Genomic DNA, 20,466 nt, shown 5'->3' with positions numbered 1-20,466 from the left:
ATGAAGGTAGATGTTCATGCAGTTAACTTTACTGTTGACAGAAAATTAGTAGATTTTATTCAGGAAAGAATGGATAAATTAGAAAAATATTACGATCGGGTTGTTTCGGCTGACATTTTTTTAAAGGTCGAAAGAACAAGTGATAAGGAGAATAAGGCAGTAGAGATTAAGATTAATGTCCCGGGAGATGATTTTTTGGTTAAAAAACAATGCAAAACCTTTGAAGAGGCAGTCGAGCTTTCGGCAGAATCTCTAGAACGTGTATTGGTGAAAAGGAAAGAAAAAATAAGAGCACACATATAATTGAAAATTTTTTTTAAAAAATGTTTTGATTAAAAGATAAAATAGCTACATTTGCAGTCCGTTAGAAATAGCGGACTTTTTTATTGATATTGCCAGCGTAGCTCAGTTGGCTAGAGCAGCTGATTTGTAATCAGCAGGTCGTGGGTTCGAGTCCCTCCGCCGGCTCTAAATATTTCAAATGCGATTTGAAATTGTTCATGCAATTATTGATAAAATAAAGGGGAGATACTCAAGCGGCCAACGAGGGCAGACTGTAAATCTGCTGTGTGAACTTCGCAGGTTCGAATCCTGCTCTCCCCACAAAAAGAAGTTAAGATTTCAGGGCGTAGATTTCGGGTTTTAAAACTAAAATCCATAAATACAATCTAAATCAGAACTCTCTGCCGACTTAGCTCAGAGGTAGAGTGCTTCCTTGGTAAGGAAGAGGTCACGGGTTCAATTCCCGTAGTTGGCTCAAGTAAGTAGGAAATTGAAAATTAATATATAACTAAGATTAAAAATTAAGTAAAATGGCAAAGGAGAATTTTAATCGTTCCAAACCGCACTTAAACATAGGTACAATTGGACACGTGGATCACGGGAAAACTACATTAACTGCAGCAATTACAAAAGTATTGTCTGATGCTGGTTACTGTCAAGCAAAATCGTTTGATCAAATCGATAACGCTCCAGAGGAGAAAGAAAGAGGTATTACTATTAATACATCACACGTAGAGTATGAAACAGCTAACCGTCACTACGCTCACGTTGACTGTCCAGGTCACGCGGATTACGTAAAGAACATGGTTACTGGTGCTGCTCAAATGGACGGAGCTATCTTAGTAGTTGCTGCTACAGATGGTCCAATGCCACAAACTCGTGAGCACATCCTTTTAGGTCGTCAGGTAGGTATTCCAAGAATCGTTGTTTTCATGAACAAAGTGGATATGGTTGATGATGCTGAATTGTTAGAGCTTGTTGAGATGGAAATCAGAGATTTATTATCTTTCTACGAATATGATGGAGATAATGGTCCTGTAGTTCAGGGTTCTGCTTTAGGAGGATTGAATAATGATCCTGCTTGGGTACCAAAAATCATTGAATTAATGGAAGCTGTTGATGCTTGGATCGAAGAGCCAGTGCGTGACGTAGCTAAACCATTCTTGATGCCGGTTGAAGATGTATTTACAATTACTGGTCGTGGAACTGTTGCTACAGGTCGTATCGAAACAGGTATTGCTAATACAGGAGATCCAGTTGAAATCATTGGTATGGGAGCTGATAAATTAACTTCTACTATTACAGGAGTTGAGATGTTCCGTAAAATCCTTGATAGAGGTGAGGCTGGAGATAACGTAGGTTTATTGTTAAGAGGTATTGATAAAGAATCTATCAAAAGAGGAATGGTTATCATTAAGCCAGGATCAGTAAAACCACACGCTACTTTCAAAGCTGAGGTTTATATCTTGAAAAAAGAAGAAGGTGGACGTCATACTCCATTCCATAATAACTACCGTCCACAGTTCTACGTACGTACAACTGACGTAACAGGAGTTATTACTTTACCAGAAGGAGTAGAGATGGTAATGCCAGGAGATAACTTGACTATCAATGTTGCTTTATTAAGCCCAATCGCAATGAGCGTAGGTTTACGTTTTGCTATCCGTGAAGGTGGTAGAACTGTAGGTGCAGGTCAGGTAACTGAAATCGTAGGATAATCCTATAAACAAATTATAAAAAGCCAGTTGATTTTCTTAACTGAAATCACTGGCTTTTAATTACGGGCGTAGTTCAAGGGTAGAATAGCGGTCTCCAAAACCGTTGATGGGGGTTCGAATCCCTCCGCCCGTGCAATAAAAAATATATCAAATGACAAAAGTTACGAATTATTTATCAGAGGCTTTCGAAGAGTTAAAGTCAAATGTTACTTGGCCTGCTTGGGCTGAGGTTCAAAAATTGACAATTGTTGTGGCTGTATTTTCGGTTTTATTCGCCTTGGCAACATGGGGAGTAGACGAATTTTTTGCAAAAGCTTTGGCTGGATTTTTTAACTGGTTAAAAGGATAATTTTTTTGTGATGGCAGATAATAATGTGAAAAAATGGTACGTAGTTAGAGCTGTAAGCGGACAGGAAAACAAAGTCAAAGCTTATATCGAAACTGAGATTGCCAGACTAGGTATGGGTGATTATGTTTCCCAAGTTTTAGTACCTACAGAAAAAGTAGTTACTGTAAAAGAAGGAAAGAAAATGTCTAAGGATAAAGTTTATTTCCCTGGATATGTTATGATCGAAGCCAATTTGGTTGGTGAGATACCTCATATTATTAAGTCTATTACTAGTGTAATTGGATTTTTAGGTGAGATCAAAGGCGGAGAACCTGTTCCTTTGAGACTCTCTGAAGTAAATAGAATGTTAGGTAAAGTAGATGAGCTGGCTGTAAATACAGATACCCGCGCTATCCCTTTCAACTTAGGGGAAACAGTAAAAGTGATCGATGGTCCTTTTAATGGCTTCAACGGAACGGTTGAAAAAATCAATGAAGAAAAGCGTAAACTTGAAGTTATGGTGAAGATTTTCGGAAGAAAAACTCCACTGGAACTGAGTTTTATGCAAGTTGAAAAAGTATAATTTTTGTTACATCTATAATAACCATCGTAATCGCTTCCAATGATTAGGGTGTTAAATTTTTTAAAAAATGGCTAAAGAAATTAGTAAGGTAGTTAAACTACAAGTTAAGGGAGGTGCTGCGAATCCGTCGCCACCGGTTGGACCTGCTTTAGGAGCTGCTGGGGTTAATATCATGGAGTTCTGTAAGCAGTTCAATGCTAGAACACAAGATAAACCTGGCAAAATATGCCCAGTACAAATTACTGTGTATAAAGACAAATCATTTGATTTTGTTGTTAAGACTCCTCCAGCTGCTGTCCAATTATTGGAAGCTGCAAAGCTAAAGTCTGGATCAGGTGAACCAAATCGTAAAAAAGTAGCTAGTGTTACTTGGGACGTTATCAAAGCTATTGCTGAAGATAAAATGGTAGATTTAAATGCATTCACAATCGAATCTGCAATGAGCATGATCGCTGGAACTGCTAGATCTATGGGTATAACTGTATCAGGAGATGCTCCTTTTTAATTAAGAGAAAGAAATGGCAAAATTAACAAAAAAGCAAAAAGAGGCTGCTTCAAAAATTGAAAAGAACAAACTATACTCTTTAAAAGATGCAGCTGCATTAATTAAAGTTATAGCTTCTGCAAAATTTGATGAGTCTGTTGATATCGCAGTTCGTTTGGGTGTAGATCCAAGAAAAGCGAATCAAATGGTTAGAGGTGTAGTTACATTACCTCACGGAACAGGTAAAGACGTTAAAGTATTAGCATTGGTTACTCCAGATAAAGAAGCGGAAGCTAAAGAAGCTGGAGCTGATTATGTAGGTCTTGACGATTATTTACAAAAAATTAAAGATGGTTGGACAGATGTTGATGTTATCATCACTATGCCAGCTGTTATGGGTAAATTAGGTCCATTAGGTCGTATTTTAGGACCTAGAGGTTTAATGCCAAACCCTAAAACAGGTACTGTAACTATGGATGTTGCAAAAGCTGTTGCAGAGGTAAAAGCTGGTAAAATTGACTTTAAAGTTGATAAAACTGGTATCGTACATGCAGGAATTGGTAAAGTTTCTTTTGGAGCTGAGCAAATTTATGACAATGCACACGAAATTATTCAAACATTAATCAAACTTAAACCAACTGCTGCTAAAGGTACCTACATTAAAGGTATTCACCTTACAAGCACTATGAGTCCTGCAATTGCATTGGACCCTAAAGCAGTATAATTGGTAGTTAATAATTTTTAGTATGACTAGAGAAGAAAAATCAATCGCGATTGAAGATTTAACTGCACAGTTAGCTGGTACAAATATTATTTATGTATCTGATATTTCTGGATTAAACGCAGAAACTACTTCAAGCTTGAGAAGAGCTTGCTTTAAAGCAGGTATAAAATTAGAGGTTGTAAAAAACACTTTGCTTGCAAAAGCAATGGAGGCTTCTGCTAATGACTATGGTGATTTACCTTCAGTATTGACTGGTAATAGTGCTATATTTATTTCAGATGTTGCAAATGCACCTGGAAAAATAATTAAAGATTTCAGAAAAAAATCAGCTAAACCTGTATTAAAAGGAGCTTATATCAATTCTGAAATTTACATTGGAGATGATCAATTAGATGCCTTGGCAACTATCAAATCTAAAGAAGAACTTCTTGGAGAACTTATTGGATTATTGCAATCACCAGCACAAAGAATTATTTCAGCTTTACAAAACAAATTCGCTGGTAGCGAAGAAGAAGCTGAAGCATAATAATTCGTGCCAGGAATTCAGTTTCCTGGTAGCTTAATTAGCGCACAATAAATAAATTATATTTTACAAATCATTTTAAACGATAGAAAAAATGGCAGATTTGAAACAATTCGCAGAACAATTAGTTAACCTAACAGTTAAAGAAGTTAACGAATTAGCAACAATATTAAAAGACGAGTATGGTATCGAGCCTGCTGCTGCAGCTGTAGTAGTTGCTGCTGGTGGTGGAGAAGGTGCTGCTGAAGAAGCACAAACTGAATTTACAGTTGTATTAAAAGAAGCTGGTGCTTCTAAATTAGCAGTTGTAAAATTAGTTAAAGAACTTACAGGTTTAGGTTTGAAAGAAGCTAAAGATGTAGTTGACGGTGCTCCAAGTAACGTTAAAGAAGGTGTTTCTAAAGAAGAGGCTGAAGGTCTTAAAAAATCATTAGAAGAAGCTGGAGCTGTAGTTGAGCTTAAATAATTCAACTCAGTTTTAAGAACTAGGTTTAGGTCTTGAGTGAACGCTCAATGGCCTAAACCATTTTTCGTATAATAAAATAGATCAAGTTTTATTATCAAATAGTTTAAAATACGAAAAAGTTTTTGATCAATACGAAGAAAAAAAATTGGACCAAATTTTACTGGTTTATTTTTAAAGATGTATTGATTACAATAAGAAAGTATAGATTAAACAGTGTGTGTTTACACAAAAAATTACTTTTTTTTAATCAAAATTTTGTCCATTGATGATAACAAATCAGACTGAAAGATTGAATTTTGCCTCTACAAAAAATATTCCTGACTATCCGGATTTTCTGGACGTTCAGGTTAAATCTTTTAAAGATTTTTTTCAATTAGAAACTAAATCTGATGAAAGAGGCAACGAAGGGTTATACAACACCTTCATGGAAAACTTCCCAATTACAGATACAAGAAACAACTTTGTGTTGGAATTCCTAGATTACTTTGTAGATCCGCCACGTTATACAATTCAAGAATGTATAGAGAGAGGTCTTACTTATAGTGTGCCTTTAAAAGCCAGGTTAAAACTATACTGTACAGATCCAGAACACGAAGATTTTGAAACTATTGTACAAGATGTTTATCTTGGAACAATACCTTATATGACTCCAAGCGGTACTTTTGTTATCAATGGTGCTGAGCGTGTAGTAGTATCTCAACTACACCGTTCTCCAGGGGTTTTCTTTGGTCAATCATTCCACGCAAATGGAACAAAACTTTATTCTGCCAGAGTAATTCCTTTTAAAGGTTCCTGGATAGAATTCTCTACAGATATCAACAGCGTAATGTATGCTTATATCGATAGAAAGAAAAAATTACCAGTAACCACTTTATTCCGTGCAATTGGATTCGAAAGAGATAAGGATATCCTTGAGATCTTCGACCTTGCTGAAGAAATTAAAGTTTCTAAAACAGGTATTAAAAAATATATTGGAAGAAGACTTGCTGCGCGTGTATTGAACACTTGGCACGAGGATTTCGTTGATGAGGATACCGGTGAGGTAGTTTCTATCGAACGTAACGAGATCATCCTTGATAGAGATACTATTATCGATAAGGATAATGTTGAGGAAATCATTGATTCTAACGTTAAATCAATTTTGTTACACAAAGAGGATAATAATCAGGCAGATTATGCTATTATCCACAACACGTTACAAAAAGATCCAACAAACTCTGAAAAAGAAGCCGTTGAGCATATCTACAGACAATTGCGTAATGCAGAACCGCCTGATGAAGAAACTGCTCGTGGTATTATCGATAAATTGTTCTTCTCTGATCAACGTTATAACTTAGGTGAAGTTGGTCGTTACAGAATGAACAAAAAACTTGGTTTGGATATCCCAATGGAGAAGCAAGTGCTTACCAAAGAAGATATCATTACCATTGTAAAATATTTGATCGAACTAATCAACTCTAAGGCAGAGATTGATGATATTGATCACTTATCAAACCGTCGTGTTAGAACAGTTGGAGAACAATTGTCTCAACAATTCGGTGTTGGTTTAGCACGTATGGCAAGAACTATTCGTGAGAGAATGAACGTTAGAGATAACGAGGTGTTTACACCAATTGATTTGATTAATGCTAAAACATTATCATCGGTTATCAACTCTTTCTTTGGTACTAACCAGTTGTCTCAATTTATGGATCAAACCAATCCATTGGCTGAGATTACACACAAAAGAAGACTTTCTGCACTTGGACCTGGTGGACTTTCCAGAGAGAGAGCTGGATTTGAGGTTCGTGACGTTCACTATACACACTATGGTCGTTTATGTCCGATTGAAACTCCAGAGGGACCAAACATTGGTTTGATTTCATCTCTTGGTGTATATGCAAAAGTTAACGGAATGGGTTTCATCGAAACTCCTTACCGTAAAGTTACAGATGGTGTAGTGGATTTAGAGAGTACACCTATCTATTTAAGTGCTGAAGAAGAAGAAGGAAAAATGATTGCTCAGGCAAACATTGAAATGGATGAGACAGGAAAAATCACGGCAAGTAATGTTATTGCTCGTGAGGAAGGTGACTTCCCGGTTGTTGAGCCTTCTGCGGTACATTATACAGACGTTGCACCTAACCAGATTGCTTCGATTTCGGCTTCATTGATTCCTTTCTTGGAGCATGATGATGCCAATAGAGCCTTGATGGGATCTAACATGATGCGTCAGGCGGTTCCTTTGATCCGTCCCGAAGCGCCAATTGTTGGTACAGGTTTAGAGCGTCAGGTAGCTTCAGATTCTAGAGTATTGATTAATGCTGAAGGAGATGGAACTGTAGAATATGTTGATGCAAACATCATTACTATCAAATACGACCGTACTGAAGAAGAAAGAATGGTAAGTTTTGATGCTGATGAGAAAACATACAACTTAATTAAATTTAGAAAAACCAATCAGGGAACAAGTATCAACCTAAAACCAATCGTAAGAAAAGGTGACAGAGTGGTTCTTGGTCAGGTATTATCAGAAGGATATGCGACTCAAAATGGTGAATTAGCTTTAGGTAGGAACTTAAAAGTTGCGTTCATGCCATGGAAAGGATATAACTTTGAGGATGCCATTGTAATTTCTGAGAAAGTAGTTCGTGATGATATTTTTACTTCTATCCACGTTGATGATTATTCATTAGAGGTTAGAGATACTAAGTTAGGAAATGAAGAGTTAACAAACGATATTCCTAACGTTTCTGAAGAAGCTACTAAAGATTTAGATGAAAACGGTATGATCAGAATTGGAGCAGAGGTTAAACCTGGCGACATTCTAATTGGAAAAATTACACCAAAAGGAGAATCAGATCCTACTCCGGAAGAGAAATTGCTTCGTGCAATCTTCGGGGATAAAGCAGGAGATGTAAAAGATGCTTCATTAAAAGCTTCTCCATCTTTACATGGTGTAGTTCTTGACAAAAAATTATTTGCAAGAGCCGTAAAAGATAAACGTAAACGTACTCAGGATAAAGATGCTTTAGGCGCTTTAGAAATGGAGTTCGAAACTAAATTTGTTGAATTAAAAGACAGATTGGTGGAGAAATTATTCCTGATTGTAAACGGAAAAACATCTCAGGGTGTAATGAATGATTTGGGTGAAGAAGTTTTACCAAAAGGTAAAAAATATACTCAAAAAATGCTTTACGCAGTAGAGGATTTTGCTCACTTAAGCAAAGGTCAATGGGTTGCTGATGATGCTACTAATAAAATGGTTAATGATTTAATTCATAACTATAAAATTAAGCTAAACGACTTACAAGGATCTTTAAGAAGAGAAAAATTCACCATTACAGTTGGAGATGAATTACCATCTGGAATCTTGAAATTAGCCAAAATTTATATCGCTAAGAAACGTAAACTGAAAGTAGGGGATAAAATGGCAGGTCGTCACGGTAACAAAGGTATTGTTGCCAGAATCGTTCGTCATGAAGATATGCCTTTCCTTGAAGACGGAACACCGGTTGATATCGTATTGAATCCACTTGGGGTACCTTCACGTATGAACATTGGTCAGATTTATGAGACTGTTCTTGGATGGGCTGGTATGAACTTGGGTAGAAAATTTGCTACTCCAATTTTTGACGGTGCATCTTTAGATCAAATCAATGAATTAACTGATGAGGCTGGAGTACCACGTTTTGGACATACACATCTTTATGATGGTGGTACTGGAGAGCGTTTCCATCAAGCTGCAACTGTGGGTGTGATTTACATGCTTAAATTAGGACACATGGTTGATGATAAGATGCACGCACGTTCTATCGGACCATACTCGTTGATCACTCAACAACCACTTGGAGGTAAAGCTCAATTTGGAGGTCAGCGTTTTGGAGAGATGGAGGTTTGGGCACTTGAGGCTTATGGAGCATCAAGTACACTACGTGAGATCTTAACAGTTAAATCGGATGACGTTATTGGTAGAGCTAAAACTTACGAGGCTATCGTTAAGGGTGAGTCTATGCCAGAACCAGGATTGCCTGAATCATTCAATGTATTGATGCATGAATTGAAAGGTCTTGGACTTGACATTCGTTTAGAAGAATAATAAAGTTTTCAGTTACAGTCTCAGTATTCAGTTCAACACTGAAAGCTGAGACTGAAGCTGTTTATGAAAATAAAAGTTTTTAGGATTTATACCCGTAACCCGTTCCGATTTTTTATTTAAAGCTGAAAAGTTTTATAATTAGCACTTCAAAATTGACGTTTGAAGTTTAGAGAAGTAATCCGAGGTAGCGACTTAATAGTTTGCTTTTTCAAGAGTAACTTATAAGTTAAAATCAATTTTTTAATTGCAGATAAATCAATAGTAAAAACTATGATGAATAATAGAAATAATAATAAAGATAAAAATCCGGTTAAGAGATTTAATAAAATTTCAATTGGATTGGCTTCACCTGAATCTATCTTGAAAGAATCAAGAGGAGAGGTTTTGAAACCAGAAACTATCAACTACAGAACTCACAAACCAGAGCGTGACGGACTTTTCTGTGAAAGAATCTTCGGACCTGTTAAGGATTTTGAGTGTGCTTGTGGAAAATATAAAAGAATTCGTTACAAAGGTATCATTTGCGACCGTTGTGGTGTTGAAGTTACTGAGAAAAAAGTACGTCGTGACAGAGTAGGACACATCAACCTTGTTGTGCCAATTGCTCATATCTGGTACTTCCGTTCTCTTCCAAATAAAATTGGTTATATCCTTGGTCTTCCATCTAAGAAATTAGATATGATCATTTACTACGAGAGATATGTAGTAATTCAGGCAGGTATTGCCAAGAATGCAGATGGAGAATCTCTACAAAGATTAGATTTCTTAACTGAAGAAGAATATTTGAATATCTTAGATACTCTTCCACAGGAAAATCAATATTTAGATGATTTAGATCCTAATAAATTTGTTGCCAAAATGGGAGCAGAGTGTATTATGGATTTATTAGCACGTATCGATTTGGATGAGTTGTCTTACCAATTAAGACACAGTGCTAATAACGAAACATCTAAACAACGTAAAACGGAAGCTTTAAAAAGATTACAAGTTGTGGAGTCTTTCCGTGAGTCTAACTTAAACCGCGAGAACCGTCCTGAATGGATGATCATGAAAGTGGTTCCTGTTATTCCACCAGAATTACGTCCCCTTGTGCCACTTGATGGAGGTCGTTTTGCAACTTCAGATTTAAATGACTTATACCGTCGTGTAATTATCCGTAACAACCGTTTGAAAAGATTAATGGAGATTAAAGCTCCAGAGGTTATCTTAAGAAACGAGAAACGTATGTTACAGGAATCTGTAGATTCATTATTTGATAACACGCGTAAAGCTTCTGCTGTTAAAACAGAATCTAACAGACCATTAAAATCATTATCTGACTCCTTAAAAGGTAAGCAAGGACGTTTCCGTCAAAACTTACTTGGAAAACGTGTGGATTATTCTGCTCGTTCGGTAATTGTTGTTGGTCCTGAATTAAAATTATTCGAATGTGGATTGCCAAAAGATATGGCATCTGAGTTATACAAACCTTTTGTTATCCGTAAATTGATTGAAAGAGGTATTGTTAAGACTGTAAAATCTGCTAAGAAAATCATAGACAAAAAAGAGCCTGTAGTTTGGGATATCCTTGAGAATGTAATTAAAGGTCACCCGGTATTACTTAACCGTGCTCCTACCTTACACAGACTTGGTATTCAGGCTTTCCAGCCAAAATTAATTGAAGGAAAAGCGATCCAGTTACACCCATTAGTATGTACGGCTTTCAACGCCGATTTTGATGGGGATCAGATGGCGGTTCACTTACCATTAGGACCAGAGGCTATTTTAGAGGCACAATTATTAATGTTGGCTTCTCACAATATCTTGAACCCTGCAAATGGTGCTCCAATTACTGTACCTTCTCAGGATATGGTCTTGGGTCTATATTATATGACCAAAGAACGTATCTCTACACCAGAACACATAATTTTAGGTCAAGACTTAACATTCTATTCTGCTGAAGAAGTAAATATTGCATTAAACGAAGGAAGATTAGAATTGAATGCTCGTGTGAAAATTAGAGCAAAAGATTTTAATGAAGCCGGAGAATTGGTATACAAAATTATCCAAACAACTGCAGGACGTGTATTATTTAACGAAGTAGTACCTGAAGCAGCTGGATATATCAATGATGTATTGACTAAGAAAAACCTTAGAGATATTATTGGACACATTTTAAGTGTGACTAATGTACCTACTACTGCTGCTTTCTTGGACAATATGAAAGATATGGGGTATAAATTCGCATTTAGAGGAGGTTTATCATTCTCTTTAGGTGATATTAGAATTCCAGAGCAAAAAACAAAATTAATTGCAGATGCCAGAGAGCAAGTTGAAGGTATTTCTGTGAATTATAACATGGGTCTTATTACCAATAACGAGCGTTACAACCAAGTTATTGATGTTTGGACTTCTGCAAATGCTCAGTTGACAGAATTAGCAATGAAAAATATTAGAGAAGACCAACAAGGTTTCAACTCTGTATATATGATGCTTGACTCTGGGGCGAGGGGTTCTAAGGAACAGATTCGTCAGTTAACTGGTATGCGTGGTTTGATGGCTAAGCCTAAAAAATCTACTGCCGGTGGTGGTGAGATTATTGAAAACCCGATTCTTTCTAACTTTAAGGAAGGTCTTTCGATCCTTGAGTACTTCATTTCTACTCACGGTGCTCGTAAAGGACTTGCCGATACGGCCCTTAAAACTGCCGATGCCGGATATTTGACAAGAAGGCTTCATGACGTATCACAAGATGTTATTGTAAACATCGAAGATTGTGGTACCCTTAGAGGTGTTGAAGTTTCTGCTTTGAAGAAAAATGAGGAAATTGTTGAATCTTTAGGAGAAAGAATTTTAGGACGTGTTGCATTGCAAGATGTTATTAATCCTCTTACTAATGAAGTTCTGGTTGAATCCGGACAACAAATTACTGAAGCAATCATGAGAGTTATCGAAGCTTCTCCGATTGAAAGAGTAGAGGTTAGATCTCCATTAACTTGTGAGGCTTTAAAAGGTATTTGTGCCAAATGTTACGGTAGAAACTTAGCTACTGGTAAGATGACACAAAGAGGTGAAGCTGTCGGAGTTATTGCAGCTCAGTCTATTGGAGAGCCAGGTACACAGTTAACACTTCGTACGTTCCACGTTGGAGGGGTTGCCGGAGGTATTTCTGAAGAGTCTAGTATTGTTACAAGATTCAACGGTAGACTTGAGATTGAAGATTTAAAAACCGTAAAAGGTGAGGATAGTGAAGGTAATGCGGTAGATATCGTAGTATCACGTTCAACTGAATTAAAATTAGTTGACGAGAAAACTGGAATCGTTTTAAATACACATAATATCCCTTACGGATCTAGTATTTTCGTTAAGGATGGTGAGGTAGTTACTAAAGGATCTGTGATCTGTAAGTGGGATCCATATAATGGTGTAATTGTTTCTGAATTCACAGGTAAGATCGCTTACGAGGATTTAGAGCAAGGACAATCGTTCATGGTGGAGATCGATGAGCAAACAGGATTCCAGGAAAAAGTAATTTCTGAGGCTAGAAATAAAAAATTAATTCCAACTTTATTGGTTTACGGTAAAGAAGGTGAATTGATTCGTTCGTATAACTTACCAGTAGGAGCCCACCTTATGGTTGAGAACGGTGAGAAAATTAAAGCAGGTAAAGTATTGGTGAAAATCCCACGTCGTTCTTCTAAAGCAGGAGATATCACGGGAGGTCTACCAAGAATTACTGAGCTTCTTGAGGCTCGTAACCCTTCTAACCCAGCGGTTGTTTCTGAAATTGACGGTGTTGTATCTTTTGGAAAAATCAAAAGAGGTAACCGTGAGATTGTTATCGAATCTAAATTTGGTGAGATTAAAAAGTATTTAGTTAAACTTTCAAGCCAGATCTTAGTACAGGAAAATGACTTCGTAAGAGCAGGAGTACCATTGTCTGACGGTGCAATTACACCAGATGATATTTTAAGAATTCAAGGACCAGCTGCTGTTCAACAGTACCTAGTAAATGAAATTCAAGAGGTATACCGTTTACAAGGGGTAAAAATTAATGACAAGCACTTTGAGGTAGTTATTCGTCAAATGATGCGTAAAGTAAGAGTTCAGGATCCGGGAGATACATTATTTTTAGAAGATCAATTGATTCACACTAAAGATTTCATCGTTCAAAACGATAAATTATATGGTATGAAAGTAGTTGAAGATTCTGGAGACTCTGCCGTATTGAAACCAGGTCAGATTATTTCTCCTCGTGATTTACGTGATGAGAACTCATTGCTAAAACGAAATGATAAAAATCTTGTTGTAGCAAGAGACGTAATTACTGCAACTGCAACGCCAGTTTTACAAGGTATTACAAGAGCTTCGCTACAAACTAAATCATTCATCTCTGCTGCTTCCTTCCAGGAAACAACAAAAGTACTTAACGAAGCTGCTGTAGCTGGTAAAGTAGATGATTTAGAAGGATTAAAAGAAAATGTAATTGTTGGACACAGAATTCCTGCAGGAACTGGTATGAGAGAATACGATAACACTATTGTAGGATCTAAAGACGATTACAATGAAATGATGGCTAATAAAGAAGAATACATTTATTAATTAGGAAACTATGAGTAATCCGAAACAACAACAAGAGCAAATCAATATTGAGTTAGACGAAACAATTGCAGAGGGAATTTATTCTAATCTTGCAATTATCAATCACTCATCATCAGAGTTTGTTTTAGATTTTGTAAGCATTATGCCGGGTATTCCTAAAGCCAAGGTAAAGTCAAGAATTGTTTTGACACCACAACATGCTAAAAGATTATTAAAAGCAATTGGTGAGAATATTCATCGTTTTGAAGCCGCTCATGGCGAGATCAAAGAGACAGAACAAGCACCAATCCCGCTTAATTTTGGTCCAACAGGACAAGCATAAATTCTTAAAGCCCCATTTTTTAATGGGGCTTTTTTATTTCAGGTAAAATCACAATAGATGTATTTCAACGGATTTAGCCTTCCTTTGGTCGGATAAATTTCCTGTTTGGGATTTATTATTCTAAATTGGTTTCTCCTAATAAAATGGGATTAATTTGTTGGATATAATAAACTATTAAGGTTGCATTAATTCAAATTAAAAAAAAGCGCTAATTATTAGCGCTTTTTTTATGCATTTCTGTGTCGTTTTTATCCAGCAATAGTATTCTGGGCTAAAATTATTTTATCTTCTTCCCAACCTTTTTACCAGAAATGTACTCTATATAAGTAAATAAGGATCTGAAAGAGATCTTAACTTAAAAAAGTGCGATATGAAAAAGAAATTCACCCTAGCAATAGCAAGTCCTTGTTCTGAAAATTTTAATAAAATGATTCCCAATGCAACAGGTTCGTTTTGTAATTCATGTGCGAAAAACGTAATTGATTTGAGTAAAAAATCAAATGCTGAAGTAGCTAAATTCATCGCAGAGACAAAAGATACCAATATTTGTGCCCGCTTGCGGGCAGCACAATTAGATCATGAGTTTGAACATCATCAGACATCGGGAATTAATAAGCTGAAATACGCCGCAGTGGCCGCTTCACTTTTATTGGCTTCCAATGTATCGGGACAGGAAAAAACGAGCGTTAAAACTGAAATAGTGAGTCCAAAACCAGGCAAGCATCTAATGGGTAAAGTTGCCTATCATCATAATGTTAGAGAGGAATTATTGATAACAGTTAAGGGAAAATTATTAGATGCTACCACAAATAAGCCATTTGCCCGAAAAAACTATCCAAATTTAGAACTAAGAATTAATGATTCTGAAAACACCTATAGAATAAATGCTAAAACCGGAGAGTTTTCTATTGCTGTAAAAGTTTTAAAAAGCAGCAAAAGTCTAATAGTTACCATAACAGGTGATGATTATTACCTTTCAAAAGAAATACCTTTTGCAATAGAGTCCGTTAAGAATAATATTTTAGTGCAAGATATCATTGTTGGGGAAGGAGAACTTACTAAAATTATGATTGCCGGAGGATTAGGCATCAACTATAAGTAATATCTTTTGGGATTTAATACAAAAAGGCTGTCTTAATTTTTAGACAGCCTTTTTAGGTATTTTTCTTTTAAAGAAAATATTAATCAAATTCCGAGGTAAAGAATAACTTCACACTTGGATATTTGTTTTGAGTCATTTGAATTGTAAAGTCAGAATCAGCTAAGAATACTAATTGGCCGTATTTATCATGAGCGAGGAATTTCTGTTTGATACGTTTGAATTCTTTGAATTCGTCATTTTTAGCATCATCAGGTTTTACCCAGCACGCTTTATGAACCGGGAAGTTTTCATAGGTACATTTAGCGCCATATTCATGCTCTAAACGATATTGGATAACCTCATATTGAAGCGCTCCAACAGTTCCGATTACTTTACGGTTGTTCATCTCCAGTGTAAACAACTGCGCCACACCTTCATCCATTAACTGATCAACTCCTTTTTCTAATTGCTTAGCTTTCATAGGATCAGCATTGTTGATGTATCTAAAGTGCTCTGGAGAGAAACTCGGAATTCCTTTGAAACTCATGATTTCACCTTCTGTTAGCGTATCACCAATTTTAAAGTTTCCTGTATCGTGCAGACCAACGATATCCCCTGGATATGAAATATCAACGATTTCTTTTTTCTCAGCAAAAAAGGCATTTGGGCTGGAGAATTTTAAATTTTTCTTTTGGCGAACATGGTAATAGGGTTTGTTTCTTTCGAAAGTTCCCGAAACGATTTTAATAAATGCCAAACGGTCTCTGTGTTTTGGATCCATATTAGCGTGGATTTTAAAAACAAAACCAGTCATTTTTTCTTCAGTAGGATCTACCAGGCGAGTTTCAGAATCTTTTGGTCTTGGAGAGGGAGCGATTGTTACAAAACAATCCAGGAGTTCGCGAACTCCAAAATTATTCAAGGCCGAACCAAAAAATACAGGCTGCAGTTTTCCGTCTAAATAATCCTGACGATCAAATTTTGGATATACTTCATCGATGAGTTCCAATTCTTCACGCAATCTATCAGCTGGTTTTGCGCCAATAATTTTTTCCAGTTCAGGGCTTTGAACATCAGAGAAAGCAATAGTTTCTTCGATGTTTTTACGGCTGTCTCCACTAAAAAGATTAATGTTTTGCTCCCATAAATTGTAAATTCCCTGAAAGTCATACCCCATACCAATAGGGAAACTCAAAGGAGTAACCGTTAGACCTAGTTTTTGCTCTACTTCATCCATTAAGTCAAAAGCATCTTTTCCTTCACGGTCTAATTTATTGATGAAAACAATCATCGGGATATTTCTCATTCTACAAACAGCTACTAATTTTTCCGTTTGTTCCTCGACCCCTTTTGCAACGTCGATTACAACAATAACACTATCAACAGCTGTTAAAGTTCTAAAAGTATCTTCGGCAAAATCCTTGTGTCCGGGAGTATCAAGAATGTTGATTTTTTTCTCTTTATAATTAAAAGCAAGTACGGATGTTGAAACCGAAATACCTCTTTGGCGTTCGATTTCCATAAAATCACTGGTTGCTCCTTTTTTAATTTTATTGTTTTTTACAGCTCCTGCTTCCTGAATTGCCCCTCCAAATAACAATAACTTCTCTGTTAGAGTTGTTTTACCGGCATCGGGATGCGATATAATTCCAAATGTTCTTCTGCGTTGTATTTCTTTTAAAAAGCTCATATTTCGTATAAATAGGTTGCAAAAGTACTATTAATTACGGCTTAATAAAAATATTCACTTCTTAAATTAGGAAGTCTCTGGTTTTATTTGAGCCAAGTTGTAAGCAAAAAATAAGGCTGTCTTTTTAGAACAGCCCTGAAATTATTAATTTTTAAATTATTGATTAAGTGACCAAACAGTATATCCTTTTGGCGGACATTGAATTTTTACCCATTTATCAGCCTGTGTTGTTGGATACCAAGTAGATGCTCCGGTGAAGTCCTTAATTTGAGCGTTTGTCCAATTGGTCTGAATCCATCGTTCTTGCCAGGAATTTGAATTGTTAATGTAAACTACCAATCCAGGATTTCCGTTATATCCATTTCTTCTGGCCACATATTCATCATCATCTGAATATAAAATTGAAGTGGTACCCGTTGCTTTGTTGTTATGAATCCAGATCAGGTTGTTTAATTTGTTTTTATCGAGCCATTCCTCGTAATCTCTATAGAATATTGTTGGATATCCTTCGTGAGTCAGGATATAAGAATAGGCTAGAAGTTTATTGGAAATTTCGTCTGTATCATGATTGGTTACAAATGTCACAGCTTTGTATGGATTTCTCTTCCACATCATATCATCATTTAAGAGAGCCAGATTATTTCCGTCAAAAGCATCATTCATTTTATAATAACACGCAAAATCAAAAACAGAACTATTGGCATTATTGGCCCAGTCATTGAGTACATTTACATTGGAATCCCATAATTCTCCAACCGAGAAGCCCCCTACATTCGCATTCCATGCATTTACGACCCAGGCGCCAAATCCTTTGACGTAATCAAATCTCCAGCCGTCAAATTTCATGGTATTTTTGTAATATTTACCCACTGCGTCAGCTCTTAGCCAAAGCCAATCCTGTACATGAGGATTTGCGTGGCATAAGTCCGGGAAACCGCCAAAAGCACCTTCGTCATTATTGCCGTAACTATTTTTATAAAAGTCATTATAATTACGGGTGAATTTTCCTGAAGCAACCCCACTAAAATTGGTCCAGGTATTGGTTCCCGTAAAGGGATTCGCTTCAGATTGTCCGCCACTATTGTGATTAATGACAATATCAGCATATACCTTTATATTTTGGGCATGTGCATTGGTAATTAAACTCACCAGTTCGGTTTTGGAACCAAAACGGGTTTCGACAGATCCATTTTGATTGTAATCTCCAAAATCAAAGTAATCAGTTGGATCGTATCCCATAGAAAAAGCTCCGTTTTGAGCCTTAGAGGCTGGCGGAAGCCAAATAGATCCAATTCCTGCATTACCCCAGGCGGCTACTTTACCACTTAGGGTGTTCCACCAATTTCCTCCCGCAGGTACATCCCAATAAAAAGCCTGCATCATAACGCCACCTCCGGGATTATCAACGTATTTTCCCGTTTGGGAGGAACTGGAAGTTCCCGTGCTAAAAGGTTTTCCCTCGTGATGCGTAACATTAATAATCTCAAATTGCTCACTCTTTGCCTGTGAGTCCGCTTGGTTTGTTTCGTTTTGCGAGCAGGAATAAAGGAATGCAGTTGTTAATGCAAGCAAATACATCTTTACAATAGGTTTTTTCATAATAAGATTTGGTTTAGGTTAGATAATAAAGTTTTTAATTTGATATTTATTAAAGGTTTTACAATGGTTATTCGTAATTTTTGTATCTAATAATTATCAATTATTCATCTAAAGTATAGGTTTTTTGATTCGGTTTGTTTTTATAGGAAAATATTTATATCACGAAAACGTTGTAGTATTGATAACTTTTTTTATTTCACCAAAAGTTTGCTTCTTTTAAATTGATTTAAAATATTGCTCAAATAGGTCTTTGTGAGTGTTCTGGCAAGGATTTAGGCCTTTTTTTAAAGAGATTAATCGCATGGAAAGAGTTCTTATGTATGAAATTCAGCGATCATCCCTATAATTTTTTGTTAATAGTATAGCCGATAGTTGTATTATGTAATTGAATTGTTATTTTTGTTCGTTATAAGTTAAAAAGAACTAGATCTTAATTATTTAGTATTTTCAGTAGAATATAGGGGAAATACATTTAAAGTGATTGTGGTTTAAAACGAAATTCTAAAGCAAGATCTTTACATTCAAATTAAATTTAAAATAATGTTATTAAAAAAATTACAGTTAAAAACAATTGATTACAAATTAGTGTTGACAATGTGTTTTTTATTTTTTTTCAACTCAATCATTTCGGCTCAGGAAATTATTAAAGATACTGTGATCCAGAAACCAGTTCAACTTAAAACTGGACAGAAGCAAAAAGTTGACGGTATTATAGCCAATGTGGGAGATTATATTGTTTTAGATTCAGATATTGATAAGGCATATTTAGAAATTAGTGCTCAGGGAGGTTCTGTAAAAGATATTACAAGATGCCAGATGCTTGGTAAACTTTTAGAAGATAAATTGTACGCGCACCAGGCGATTCAGGATAGTATCGTTGTGAGTGATGCAGAGATAAGAGGCATGATGGATGACCGATTGAATTATATGATTCAGCAGGTAGGAGATATCAATAAAGTGGTTGCTTATTATAAGAAAAATTCGGTAGAAGAATTTAAAACTTATTTTTCCGATATCTTAAAGGAGCAAAAATTAGCTTCTGAAATGACCAAGAAAATTGTTGACGCTGTAGAAATTACTCCGGAAGAAGTTCGTAATTTCTTTAAGAAAATACCAAAAGAGGAATTGCCAACTTTTGGAGCTGAAATGGAAGTAGCACAAATCGTGGTAGAACCTAAAGTTTCTGCAGAAGATGAGCAAAAGGTAAAAGACAGATTAAATGCCATCAGAAAAGATGTTCTTGAAGGTTCAAGCTTTGCAACAAAAGCAGTTTTGTATTCGCAAGATCCGGGATCTTCACCAAATGGAGGGTTTTATAAAATGACCAGAAAAACTCCATTTGTAAAAGAGTTTAAAGATGTTGCTTTTAGTTTAGGAGAAGGAGAGATTTCAGAGCCTTTTAAAACTAATTTTGGATATCATATTATTATGGTAGACAAAATAAAAGGTCAGGAAGTGGAGTTACGTCATATTTTAATTGCACCTACAGTTTCTGAGACAGCTTTGAAAGATGCAAAAGAGAGAATTACCAATATCAGAAATAAAATAGAAAACAAAGAAATTACTTTTGCTGAGGCTGCCAGAACTGAATCTGATGAAAAAGAGACAAGAGCAAACGGTGGAACATTGATCAATCCTAATACTCAGGATACACGTTTTGAGTTAACTAAAATGGATCCAACTCTATACAGCCAGGTTTCTAATCTGAAGGATAATGAAATTTCTCAGCCGGTTTTAAATACAGATGATAAAGGTAAAAAGACTTACAAGTTAATTACTATCACCAATAGAATTGATGCCCATACGGCTGATTATGCTAAGGATTATACTAAGATTAAAGAATTAGCATTGAAAGAAAAACAAATCACAACAATCTCAAAGTGGTTTGATACTAAAATAAAAGATACTTACATTAAAATTATTGGAGAGTACAGAGATTGTAATTTTGTGTACAACTGGTTGAAAAAATAAGTTTTATTAAATAAATAAAAAGAGTTAGTTTTATGA

Annotated in this window: 15 protein-coding genes and 4 tRNA genes; 17 read left to right on the top strand and 2 right to left on the bottom strand. The window is 35.9% G+C overall.

The window, feature by feature from the left end:
- From hpf to GIY83_RS14905, 16 genes are all read left to right on the top strand, one after another.
- Nucleotides 1–303 carry a ribosome hibernation-promoting factor, HPF/YfiA family gene (gene hpf / locus GIY83_RS14980; protein ID WP_056245753.1) on the top strand — a complete coding sequence of 101 codons (303 nt, stop codon included), beginning with the start codon at nucleotides 1–3 and terminating at the stop codon, nucleotides 301–303.
- Nucleotides 304–394: 91 nt separating this feature from the next.
- Nucleotides 395–468: transfer RNA gene (locus GIY83_RS14975), tRNA-Thr, on the top strand.
- A 54-nt stretch (nucleotides 469–522) separates the two neighbouring features.
- Nucleotides 523–603, top strand: a tRNA-Tyr gene (locus tag GIY83_RS14970).
- An 82-nt stretch (nucleotides 604–685) separates the two neighbouring features.
- Nucleotides 686–757: transfer RNA gene (locus GIY83_RS14965), tRNA-Thr, on the top strand.
- 55 nt (nucleotides 758–812) lie between these two features.
- Nucleotides 813–2,000, top strand: a complete 1,188-nt coding sequence (gene tuf, locus GIY83_RS14960; protein ID WP_031456758.1) for an elongation factor Tu — start codon at nucleotides 813–815, stop codon at nucleotides 1,998–2,000.
- A 62-nt stretch (nucleotides 2,001–2,062) separates the two neighbouring features.
- Nucleotides 2,063–2,133: transfer RNA gene (locus tag GIY83_RS14955), tRNA-Trp, on the top strand.
- An 18-nt stretch (nucleotides 2,134–2,151) separates the two neighbouring features.
- Nucleotides 2,152–2,349 (top strand): preprotein translocase subunit SecE, encoded by a 198-nt coding sequence (secE, locus tag GIY83_RS14950; protein ID WP_041517377.1) that lies wholly within the window; start codon nucleotides 2,152–2,154, stop codon nucleotides 2,347–2,349.
- 10 nt (nucleotides 2,350–2,359) lie between these two features.
- A complete protein-coding gene (gene nusG, locus GIY83_RS14945) occupies nucleotides 2,360–2,911 on the top strand; it encodes a transcription termination/antitermination protein NusG (protein WP_029273444.1) in 552 nt (183 codons plus the stop codon).
- Between the two features lie 67 nt (nucleotides 2,912–2,978).
- Entirely contained in the window at nucleotides 2,979–3,416 is a 438-nt protein-coding gene (rplK, locus tag GIY83_RS14940) for a 50S ribosomal protein L11 (protein ID WP_007807442.1), read from the top strand.
- A 13-nt stretch (nucleotides 3,417–3,429) separates the two neighbouring features.
- Nucleotides 3,430–4,119, top strand: coding sequence for a 50S ribosomal protein L1 (gene rplA, locus GIY83_RS14935; RefSeq protein WP_007807440.1), 690 nt, complete (start codon nucleotides 3,430–3,432; stop codon nucleotides 4,117–4,119).
- 22 nt (nucleotides 4,120–4,141) lie between these two features.
- Nucleotides 4,142–4,645 (top strand): 50S ribosomal protein L10, encoded by a 504-nt coding sequence (gene rplJ, locus GIY83_RS14930; RefSeq protein ID WP_056195154.1) that lies wholly within the window; start codon nucleotides 4,142–4,144, stop codon nucleotides 4,643–4,645.
- A 91-nt stretch (nucleotides 4,646–4,736) separates the two neighbouring features.
- Nucleotides 4,737–5,108: a 50S ribosomal protein L7/L12 gene (gene rplL / locus GIY83_RS14925; protein ID WP_007807437.1), complete on the top strand. Its 372-nt coding sequence runs from the start codon at nucleotides 4,737–4,739 to the stop codon at nucleotides 5,106–5,108.
- 265 nt (nucleotides 5,109–5,373) lie between these two features.
- A complete protein-coding gene (rpoB, locus tag GIY83_RS14920) occupies nucleotides 5,374–9,186 on the top strand; it encodes a DNA-directed RNA polymerase subunit beta (RefSeq protein ID WP_194617843.1) in 3,813 nt (1,270 codons plus the stop codon).
- A 270-nt stretch (nucleotides 9,187–9,456) separates the two neighbouring features.
- Nucleotides 9,457–13,767, top strand: a complete 4,311-nt coding sequence (gene rpoC / locus GIY83_RS14915; protein ID WP_208682242.1) for a DNA-directed RNA polymerase subunit beta' — start codon at nucleotides 9,457–9,459, stop codon at nucleotides 13,765–13,767.
- Between the two features lie 10 nt (nucleotides 13,768–13,777).
- Complete coding sequence (locus tag GIY83_RS14910) at nucleotides 13,778–14,089, top strand: DUF3467 domain-containing protein (protein ID WP_055094614.1); 312 nt, start codon at nucleotides 13,778–13,780, stop codon at nucleotides 14,087–14,089.
- A gap of 370 nt (nucleotides 14,090–14,459) precedes the next feature.
- The gene (locus GIY83_RS14905; protein ID WP_194617841.1) at nucleotides 14,460–15,191 is read left to right on the top strand and encodes a hypothetical protein; all 732 of its coding nucleotides are present in this window, start codon (nucleotides 14,460–14,462) and stop codon (nucleotides 15,189–15,191) included.
- A 79-nt stretch (nucleotides 15,192–15,270) separates the two neighbouring features.
- Here the strand turns inward: GIY83_RS14905 and GIY83_RS14900 are convergent, their stop codons facing one another.
- The gene (locus GIY83_RS14900) at nucleotides 15,271–16,860 is read right to left on the bottom strand and encodes a peptide chain release factor 3 (protein WP_065448355.1); all 1,590 of its coding nucleotides are present in this window, start codon (nucleotides 16,858–16,860) and stop codon (nucleotides 15,271–15,273) included.
- 156 nt (nucleotides 16,861–17,016) lie between these two features.
- Complete coding sequence (locus GIY83_RS14895; RefSeq protein WP_208682240.1) at nucleotides 17,017–18,459, bottom strand: alpha-amylase; 1,443 nt, start codon at nucleotides 18,457–18,459, stop codon at nucleotides 17,017–17,019.
- Nucleotides 18,460–18,999: 540 nt separating this feature from the next.
- On the opposite strand from GIY83_RS14895, the gene GIY83_RS14890 reads away from it, so the two are divergent.
- Entirely contained in the window at nucleotides 19,000–20,430 is a 1,431-nt protein-coding gene (locus GIY83_RS14890; RefSeq protein WP_208682232.1) for a peptidylprolyl isomerase, read from the top strand.
- Nucleotides 20,431–20,466 lie beyond the last annotated feature (36 nt).

This window comes from Flavobacterium sp. SLB02 (assembly GCF_009664855.1).
Classification (GTDB): domain Bacteria; phylum Bacteroidota; class Bacteroidia; order Flavobacteriales; family Flavobacteriaceae; genus Flavobacterium.
The sequence above is the reverse complement of the archived record's forward strand: the minus strand, read 5'-3'. Positions and strand labels throughout refer to the sequence as shown.

What these genes read in the sequence shown, in the direction of transcription:
- hpf (WP_056245753.1), top strand. Translation starts at nt 1, where the DNA reads ATGAAGGTAGATGTTCATGCAGTTAACTTTACTGTTGACAGAAAATTA.
- tuf (WP_031456758.1), top strand. Translation starts at nt 813, where the DNA reads ATGGCAAAGGAGAATTTTAATCGTTCCAAACCGCACTTAAACATAGGT.
- secE (WP_041517377.1), top strand. Translation starts at nt 2,152, where the DNA reads ATGACAAAAGTTACGAATTATTTATCAGAGGCTTTCGAAGAGTTAAAG.
- nusG (WP_029273444.1), top strand. Translation starts at nt 2,360, where the DNA reads ATGGCAGATAATAATGTGAAAAAATGGTACGTAGTTAGAGCTGTAAGC.
- rplK (WP_007807442.1), top strand. Translation starts at nt 2,979, where the DNA reads ATGGCTAAAGAAATTAGTAAGGTAGTTAAACTACAAGTTAAGGGAGGT.
- rplA (WP_007807440.1), top strand. Translation starts at nt 3,430, where the DNA reads ATGGCAAAATTAACAAAAAAGCAAAAAGAGGCTGCTTCAAAAATTGAA.
- rplJ (WP_056195154.1), top strand. Translation starts at nt 4,142, where the DNA reads ATGACTAGAGAAGAAAAATCAATCGCGATTGAAGATTTAACTGCACAG.
- rplL (WP_007807437.1), top strand. Translation starts at nt 4,737, where the DNA reads ATGGCAGATTTGAAACAATTCGCAGAACAATTAGTTAACCTAACAGTT.
- rpoB (WP_194617843.1), top strand. Translation starts at nt 5,374, where the DNA reads ATGATAACAAATCAGACTGAAAGATTGAATTTTGCCTCTACAAAAAAT.
- rpoC (WP_208682242.1), top strand. Translation starts at nt 9,457, where the DNA reads ATGATGAATAATAGAAATAATAATAAAGATAAAAATCCGGTTAAGAGA.
- GIY83_RS14910 (WP_055094614.1), top strand. Translation starts at nt 13,778, where the DNA reads ATGAGTAATCCGAAACAACAACAAGAGCAAATCAATATTGAGTTAGAC.
- GIY83_RS14905 (WP_194617841.1), top strand. Translation starts at nt 14,460, where the DNA reads ATGAAAAAGAAATTCACCCTAGCAATAGCAAGTCCTTGTTCTGAAAAT.
- GIY83_RS14900 (WP_065448355.1), bottom strand. Translation starts at nt 16,860, where the DNA reads ATGAGCTTTTTAAAAGAAATACAACGCAGAAGAACATTTGGAATTATA.
- GIY83_RS14895 (WP_208682240.1), bottom strand. Translation starts at nt 18,459, where the DNA reads ATGAAAAAACCTATTGTAAAGATGTATTTGCTTGCATTAACAACTGCA.
- GIY83_RS14890 (WP_208682232.1), top strand. Translation starts at nt 19,000, where the DNA reads ATGTTATTAAAAAAATTACAGTTAAAAACAATTGATTACAAATTAGTG.